Raw genomic sequence first — 8394 nt, forward strand, 5'->3', positions numbered from 1 at the left:
CCCCCAGGCTGACTCCGACCACAACACGCTTCACAACGGGACCCAGCCTCTCCCGGACTCATCCCCGGCAGAGGCACGGCCAGAGTCCAGCGACCCCGCCACGCCCCTCTGGCAACGGATAGTGTGGACCCTGATGCCCTCCACCACCGTGGGGCGGGCCATCGTTTCGGCGACCCAACGCCTGGAAGAGGCCGGCAGCGATACGGCGCACCTGGACGCCCAGGTGATCCTGGCCCATGTGTTGGGGGTAGACCGAAGCTGGCTCTTCGCCCACTATGATTATAAATTGTCGGCGGCCCAGGCCAACGCCTACACCGAGCTGGTGGCCCGCCGGGTGGCCAGTGAACCGGTGGCCTACATCGTTGGCCGCAAGGAGTTCTATGGCCTGGAATTCGTGGTAGATCGCCGGGTGCTCATCCCCCGGCCCGAGACCGAACTCCTGGTGGACGCCGTTCTGGATCACATCCAGACCCGGCCCGATCCCCGGGTGCGCATGGCCGATGTGGGGACGGGAAGCGGCGCCATCGCTGTGGCCGTGGCCGCCAACTGCCCCACAGCCCAGATCTACGCCATCGACCTGAGCCCGGATGCCCTGGCCGTAGCCCGGCAAAATGTGGCGCGGTTGGATACCCGGGGGCAGATCACCCTCCTGCAGGGGGATCTACTGGCACCCCTGCCGGAAGCCGTGGACATCATCGCCGCCAACCTGCCGTACATCCGCCAGGACGCCTACGATACACTGGATGCAGGCATCCGGGAGTACGAGCCCCGGCTGGCGTTGGAGGCGGGCGAGGCCGGCCTGGATGCCATCGAGCGACTGCTGGCCCAGGCGCCCTCCCGGCTACGCCCAGGTGGGGTGATCTTCCTGGAGATCGGCCACGATCAGGGAGAGGCCGTGCTGGCCGCCGTGGAGCGCCTGATCCCGAACGCCAGCTACGTGGGCATCCGCCAGGATTACCATGGCCACGACCGGCTGCTCACCCTGCGCATCTGACGACGGAGTCATCATGGCCCATTCACCCCATCGACCTTTCGACCTGGTCATCCTGGACCTGGATGGCACCATCCTCGACCTGTATCAGCCTGCCCCCATCGCGCCGGCCGTGCAAAAGGCCATCGCCGCGGTCCAGGCGGCGGGCATTCCGGTGACCATCGGAACAGGTCGAACCTTTGAGTATGTGCGCCAGTACGTGGCGCCCCTGCGGATCACCACCCCCGTGGTGACCACCCAGGGGGCCGTCATCGGCGATCCCCGCACGGGTCGGGTGCTGGACCGGGTGGCCATGCCCCTTCCCCTGGCCCGCCGGGCGGCAGCCTGGATCGACGAACACGACTATGTCACCGCCTTCTACTTCAGCGATGAGGAGGGCCGGACCCATATCGTTCAGAACCGGAATGGCCCCGAAGAGGCGTTCTATGACCACGTGTTCGGCACACCCCGGACCTACCAGGAACGCCTGACGGCGCTGCTGGCCGACGAGACGGTGACCCGGCGATGGATGCCGTTGAAATTCCTGATCGTCTGTGACGCGGTGGCAGACGACGGCCAGGGCGGGTATGGGGATACGGAGGAGGAGGATAAAATCGTGGCAGAGCTAGAGGCTGCGTTGAGTCCCGGTCTGTACATCACCCGGACCCATCCCCGCCTGGTGGAGGGGACGCCCCAGGCGGCAGACAAGGGCGAGGGCTTGCGCAGGCTCTGCCGGCTCCTGGGGATCGATCCGGCCCGGGTGCTGGCCATCGGGGATAGCGACAACGACATCCCCATGCTGGAAGCGGCCGGCTATGCCGTGGCCATGGGCAACGCCAGCCCCGGGGTGCGGGCAGTGGCCGACTGGGTTGCCCCCAGCCTGTCAGAGGATGGGGTGGCCCGGGCTCTAGAGCGACTGATTCTGGCGCCCCTTTCCGCTGGCTCCGATCCGGCCTGAACCGGCGGGAGGGGCTCCTCATGCCCTGTCGGGGACTCTTTGTCTGTCAATCAGCTTGCGGATCCGGCGTCCCAGTTCATCGGCATCGGGCGGCTTTTGGAGCCATTCCACCAAGCCAGTCTCCAGAATTTCCTTGTCGCCAGCCCCCAGGGGGTAGCCGGTGACAATCAGCATTTTGAGCTCTGGGTGGTTCTGCCGCAGCCGAGTGTACAGCTCCAACCCGCCCAGGCGGGGCATCACCAGGTCGCAGACAATGAGGGCGATCTCCCGGCTGGATGCCTCGAAGATAGACGCGGCCTCCTCTCCGTCTCGGGCCACCAGGACTCGATAGCCCAGCCCCTCCAGGAGCTCTACCAGCGCATTGCGGGCCGCTTCATTGTCTTCCACCACCAGAAGTGTTTCGCTTCCCCGGAACGCCTCTCGATCCTGCTCTCCCTCCTTGGGTGTCGGCGGATCAAGGTGTACTTCGGGCAGGTAGAGGGTGAAGGTGGTGCCCTGGCCGACCCGACTATCCACCAGAATCTCCCCGTGATGTTGTTTCACAATCCCATAGACCTGGGCCAGGCCCAATCCAGCGCCCTTGCCCGGCTCCTTGGTGGTGAAAAACGGTTCAAAAATGTGGCTCAGGTGTTGGGGATCGATGCCATGGCCTGTATCCGCCACGGAGAGGCGCACGTACGAGCCGGGCTTCATATCGGCAACCGGTACCTTCTGGGCCGGCTGGATAGCCCGGTGGCTGAGGGAAAAGCGCAGTTCCCCCCCGTGGGGCATGGCATCCCGGGCATTGACGGCCAGATTCATCAAGACCTGCTGGATGCGGGTGGCATCGGCATGGACCAGGAAGGGCCCAGGCTCGTGCTCCAGCTGGACCTGGATGTTTTCAGGTAGGGTGCGCCGGAGCATATCCACCACCTTTTGAATCAAGGCCAGCAGGTCCATATGCTCCAGGTGGATCACGGAACGCCGGCTGAAGTCCAGGATCTGGTTGATCAGGTTGGTGGCGTGGCGCGCCTGTTGGGAGATGGTAGCCAGGTAATGCTGATTCTTGGGGTGATGGGGGTTACGGCGCAACATTTCGCTGTAGAGGGCAATCACCGACATGACGTTGTTAAAGTCATGCGCGATGCCTGCGGCCAGTTGCCCTACCGTGGCCAGCCGCTCCTGATTCCGGATGCGTTCCCGCTCCACCACCCGGCCTAACTGGGCGCCAATATGCAGCAGGACTTCCATCAGCAGATGGTCAGTGGGACGTGGCTCTGTGGTGTAGAACTCCAGCACGGCCACCACCTCCTGGCCGATCAGGGCTGGAAAGGCGAAGCCGGCCCCCAGCCCGGCCGCGGCCGCCGCCGCAGCCCGCTGGAAGAGTGGCTCGGTGCAGGCATTCTCCAGCCACAGGGGCTGGCCGGTGGTGTAGACGGCGTGGATCAGCCCTCCCGGATCGCTGGCCCGTACGCACAGGGGGCGGGTGGCCTCGATGAACGGGGCAAATCGTTCGGTCTCGCCTGCGATATACCAGATGTCGGTGGAATCCATGGTGCGCCGGGCCGGGTTGGCCATGTAGGCGTGGGCCAGGGGCCAGCCAATGTGGGTGCAGATGCGTTCCATGGCGAAGTGGAGGGCCTGCTCCACGTTCGTGGACTCATTGGCCGCCACCGCGATCTCCTGCAGGAGCTTGACCGTGGCGTTCCGCTGGCGCACCATTTCCTGGGCCTGGCGCCGCTCGATGGCATAGCGTATGGCGCGGACCAACAGGGAGCTGTCCACCTGCCCCTTGACCAGGTAGTCCTGGGCTCCGGCACGAACCGCTTCCAGGGCGAACTCCTCGTCGTCCAGCCCGGTGAGCAACAGGATGGGCGTGTCCGGCGCGTGATTTTGGACGGCGCGAAAAGTGTCAAAGCCCTGGCTGTCGGGCAGGTTCAAGTCCAGCAGGATAACGTCTACCGGGCTTTCCTGCAGGAACTGAAGCGCCTTCTCCAGGCGATCCCGATGGGTGAGGCGCGACGGGAAGGCCGGCGCCATACGCAGGTATTCCTGGATCAGGCGGGCATCGCCTGGGTTATCTTCGATGAGTAAGATGTGGTTGGTGTGTTGAACCATCATTGATCGTCCGGGGGAAGTTTCACAATCGTTAGCCAGAAATCCTCGACCGACTTCACCACCTTCATGAACTGCTCCAAATCCACCGGCTTGGCGATGTAGCAGTTGGCGTGGAGGTCGTAACTGCGCAGGATGTCCTCATCTGCCTCGGAAGTGGTCAGGATGACCACCGGGATACGCCGCAGGCTGGAGTCCTGTTTGATCTCGGCCAGCACTTCTCGCCCATCTTTTTTGGGCAGGTTGAGATCCAGCAGGATCAGATCCGGTCGAGAGACGCCGGTGTAGGGTGCCTCCTGGCGCAGGTAGGCCATGGCCTCCACCCCGTCCCAGGCGACGTTGAGGCGGTTCTGAACTTTGGCTTCTTTGAGGGCTTCCATGGTCAAGCGGACGTCACCCGGGTTGTCTTCCACCAGCAGGATGTCAATGGGTTTGAGCGACCAGACACTCATGGGTGATTTCTTCCTTTCGTCCTCAGAGGGGACATAAAGACATAGAGGCAGGCCATTCCGTCAGCGTTGAACCGGCTTCACGTTCAGGTAACGCTGTATCCACAATGGGGGGAAGTATGCCCAGGTAACGGCGATCGCTGCCAGCAGCCCCAAGAATTGGCTGAGCAAGCGAAGGCCAATGGCGCCGCTGGCATTGAGCATCATCACCAGCAACGATCCCAAGAACCAGGTTAGAATGCTTCCACTTACCAGCACAATCCGAAACTGCTGAGACCGATCGTGAATCCGAAAGGCCAGGCTCAGATAGCCCAGGGCCCCGAGGAACACCGGGCCGATGAGCAGGAGGAGGGCCGGAAGCACCCAGGCAGGGCTGGATTTACCATTCGCCGCTCCTCCAGAATCCAGGGTGGCTGACAGGTTCGCGGTGATCAAGTAGAGCAGGACCACATAGACAGTCCCGTAAAACACAAGGGACGGAACCAGAAGCCGGGGGTTGCCCGTAAAAAGATAGAGAAAATAGTAGGACAATCCCCATACAGCTGCGCAGACAAGTAGCAGGTTGAGATACGTTGCAGTGCCGTTGAGTCCTGGATCGGCAACACCGAATAGCTGCAGCAGATTGCGCACAGTGCTAACCAGGGTGGTGCCGGCCAGGCCAAACCACCAGAGCATAAAGAGTCGCCAGGCCAGGCGCTCACGAGGATCCTCTAATTTCCGGGCCGAAAGGTGATAGCCGACGAACAAGTAGAGAGCGCCTGCGGCCAGGGATGTAAGTGTTAGAGGCCATGACACCAGTGTTGCCATCGTTCACCTATCGATGGGGTCATAAATCCCATACACCATCTGAAAATGTTGTGGAATATCGAACCTGTGGGACAGATGCCAGAGCTTCTTGGCCGTCGTCCCAAGTTGACTTGCCCTAAATCAGGCGCTCGGCCCGGGCTTCCAGAGAATCCTGCCGCCCGTTCGTTTGCGACTCGGGCTCTGGCTGGTGGCGGGCCAGTTCTTCCAGGTGAGCCTGGGCCACCGGATCTCCCGCGGGTACTTCCTCCTCCTCAGGACGATCCGGCAGTTCGAAGAAGAATGTGGTGCCCTGCCCGGGCTCTGACTCCACCCAGATGCGCCCCCCGTGCCGTTCTACGATGCGCTTGCATAGGGCCAGGCCAATGCCGGTGCCCGGATACTCGGTCTTGGCGTGGAGGCGCTGGAAGATGACGAAGATCCGTTCGTGATAGGCCGGGTCAATGCCGATGCCATTGTCCTGGACAGCAATGCGCCAGCCATTAGGCTGCCGGGTAGCCCAGACGTGAATGCGTGGCGGCTCTTCCTTGCGGAACTTGATGGCGTTGTTGATGAGGTTTTGGAAGAGCTGCACCAACTGGGCCTGGTCAGCCCAGACGGTGGGCAAAGGTTCGGCAATGATCTGGGCCTGATTCTCCTCGATGGCCACGGCCAGGTTGGCCATGGCCTGTTGAAGGGCCTGGTTGCAATCGGTGGCGGCGAATTCCCGGCCGCGGGTGCCGACCCGGGAATAGGCCAACAGGTCGTTGATCAGGCGCTTCATGCGGGTGGCGCCATCCACAGTATAGGCGATAAATTCCCGGGCATCTTCGTCCAGCTTGTCTTTGTACCGGCGTTCCAGCAGTTGTAGATAGCTGGTGACCATGCGCAGGGGCTCCTGCAGGTCGTGGGAAGCCACGTACGCGAATTGGGCCAGGTCCGCATTGGAGCGGCGCAGCTCTTCGGTCTGACGCTGGAGCATCTCTTCCGCTGCCTTGCGTTCGGTGATGTCCCGGGCCACAGCGTAGATCAGGCGTTCCTCTTCATCGAAGATGGCACTCCACAAAAGCCATTTGTAGGAACCATCTTTACACAGATAGCGGTTCTCAAAGTTGTGTAACGGCATGCCCTGGCGGAGCCGTTTGGCCATTTCCAGGGTACGCTCCCGGTCGTGGGGGTGGACCAGGGCGTGGGCCGGCATACCGTGCAACTCCTCGAGCTCGAAGCCCAGGGTCGTGGACCACATGGGGTTGAGCTCCTGGAAGCGGCCTTCAAAGTCAAGGATAGCCAGCATGTCCAGGGAAAGGTTAAAGAATTGGTCCGCCCGACGACGCCATTGGATACGTTGGACCGAGAGGGCCTCGGCCATGCGGTTGAACTCCTGGGCCAGCAGCCCCAGTTCATCCCGGCTGCGGACGGGCAAACGCAGGCTGAAGTCGCCCTGGGCAAAGCGGACTGCTCCTTCCTGCATCTGTTGAATAGGACGGGTGAGGGAGCGGGAGAGACCGGTGGCGATGACGGAAACCGCCAACAAGGTGATGCTGCCGATCAGCAGCATGGAGTGGCCGAAGTCCCAGATGGGCTGGTAGGCCTCCCGCTGTTCCATCTCGGCGACCAGGCAGAGCTCCTGGGCCGGCATCCAACGGTAGGCGCTGAGGACCGGCACGCCCAGATAATTGGTACCCAGCAAAAGTCCACTGTTGCCGGCCAGGCATTGCTGCACGGCCGGGGTATGAATCCCTCGACGCAACACGGCCGGATCGTCGATCCAGCGGGGCTGGCTCACGAAAAAGTTGGCCCGGTTGACCAGGTAGACGTCGTCGGTGGCGTGGCGGCCGCTACGCCGGGTCAGGATTTCGTTCATGGCGGCCAGATTCAGGCGACCGGCCAGGACACCCAACACCGCGCCATCGGACGCCCGAATCGGCGCGCCGGCAGTCATAGCCAGCTGCTGGAGGCTAACGGAATAGTAGGGTGCCTGTAAAAAGGGGCCCTGCAGGCCGTTGCGGAAAAAGGGACGATCCTCCTTAAACTTTCCTTCCTCAGCCGGGCTGGTGGAGGCCACAACCCGCCCCGTGGATCCGTCCAGCACCATCAGCTCCTGATAGCTGTTGGCTTCCTCGACCCAATGGAGGAGTTCGGTCACCAGTTGGTCGTGGGCCTCTCTCACGGTGGCGGGATCTGTTCCAGTGAGCATTTGGTGGGTCAGTGTCTGGACCGGTTGAGAGCGGGCCAGGGCATTCAAAACCTCCACCTCCTGGGCCATCCACGATTCCAGGGCCGCCTGCTTCTCCAGGGCCACAGCCGCCAACTCGGCGCTGATGGCGTTTTGCAAAGAGCTCCGGCCGCTGAGATAGCCCAGCCACCCCACGCCGGCCAGCAGAACAGACGCGAAGGTGACGAAGACCAGGGTCAGTTTAGGGGCCAGTTTTAGATTAGAAAACACAGATGCAACGGGCCACATTTCACTGTTCCGGATAGATTTCCCGAAGAATCTCCAAGGTAAAAACATCCGTAGGGTCCGGCACCGTCTGGTCGAGAAATTCGTAGGTGCCCAGGGCATCTACCATGCCCGTCCATTCCTCGATCGTCATCATCCCTATCGGATCTTGTCCGGTATGGATGAAAGGCAGGCTGGCCGTCAGGGTATTCAGCTCGTACATCGGGTCGGCCGCCGGGTTGTAATGGACCGTCAACTGGGCCGCTTCCGTTGGGTTCTCAATGGCGAAGCGCCATCCCCGGAGCGTGGCCCGCAGGAAGCGTACCACTGTCTCCCGGTTGGCGGCGAGGTAAGCGTCGGTGGTGACCAGGCTGTCGGTGCTGAAATGGACGCCGTAGTCATCGGGGTAGATCACATGTAGCTGGTATCCCGCTTTCTCGGCTGCCAACAATTCGGTGGTGACAAAACCTGTGGCCACGTCTACCTGGCCGGTAAACAGGGCCGAAAAGGCCGCATCCGGATCTTCGCGCCATTGATCAGGGTGCATGCCAACTTTTTCCATCATGGTATAGATTGGACTTTTGACAACGGAGTCAAAAGACGCAGGTCAAGATTTGCGAAAAAGAAGGAACTGCGCCAGAAGTAGTGCATGGACATCACTCGACACACTACCGCTCTGGAGCAGTTCCGGTGCACATTG

Annotated in this window: 7 protein-coding genes; 2 read left to right on the top strand and 5 right to left on the bottom strand. The window is 61.9% G+C overall.

The features are described from left to right. Positions 1–133 precede the first annotated feature (133 nt). A complete protein-coding gene (gene prmC / locus FKZ61_RS13710; RefSeq protein ID WP_141610692.1) occupies positions 134–994 on the top strand; it encodes a peptide chain release factor N(5)-glutamine methyltransferase in 861 nt (286 codons plus the stop codon). Between the two features lie 13 nt (positions 995–1007). Continuing rightward, on the top strand, positions 1008–1928 hold the full coding sequence (locus tag FKZ61_RS13715; RefSeq protein WP_170199710.1) for a Cof-type HAD-IIB family hydrolase: 921 nt from the start codon (positions 1008–1010) through the stop codon (positions 1926–1928). Positions 1929–1946: 18 nt separating this feature from the next. On the opposite strand, the gene FKZ61_RS13720 is transcribed toward FKZ61_RS13715, so the two are convergent. From FKZ61_RS13720 to FKZ61_RS13740, 5 genes are all read right to left on the bottom strand, one after another. Further along, positions 1947–4028, bottom strand: coding sequence for a hybrid sensor histidine kinase/response regulator (locus tag FKZ61_RS13720; RefSeq protein ID WP_141610694.1), 2082 nt, complete (start codon positions 4026–4028; stop codon positions 1947–1949). Beyond that, the gene (locus FKZ61_RS13725) at positions 4025–4474 is read right to left on the bottom strand and encodes a response regulator (RefSeq protein WP_141610695.1); all 450 of its coding nucleotides are present in this window, start codon (positions 4472–4474) and stop codon (positions 4025–4027) included. The genes FKZ61_RS13720 and FKZ61_RS13725 overlap by 4 nt, the downstream gene beginning before the upstream one ends. A gap of 60 nt (positions 4475–4534) precedes the next feature. Then, on the bottom strand, positions 4535–5278 hold the full coding sequence (locus tag FKZ61_RS13730; protein ID WP_229964254.1) for a hypothetical protein: 744 nt from the start codon (positions 5276–5278) through the stop codon (positions 4535–4537). 115 nt (positions 5279–5393) lie between these two features. Further along, positions 5394–7700: a sensor histidine kinase gene (locus FKZ61_RS13735; RefSeq protein ID WP_211358557.1), complete on the bottom strand. Its 2307-nt coding sequence runs from the start codon at positions 7698–7700 to the stop codon at positions 5394–5396. 19 nt (positions 7701–7719) lie between these two features. Continuing rightward, entirely contained in the window at positions 7720–8259 is a 540-nt protein-coding gene (locus tag FKZ61_RS13740; protein ID WP_268252000.1) for an ABC transporter substrate-binding protein, read from the bottom strand. Positions 8260–8394: the final 135 nt, after the last annotated feature.

The organism is Litorilinea aerophila, from assembly GCF_006569185.2.
GTDB lineage: Bacteria > Chloroflexota > Anaerolineae > Caldilineales > Caldilineaceae > Litorilinea > Litorilinea aerophila.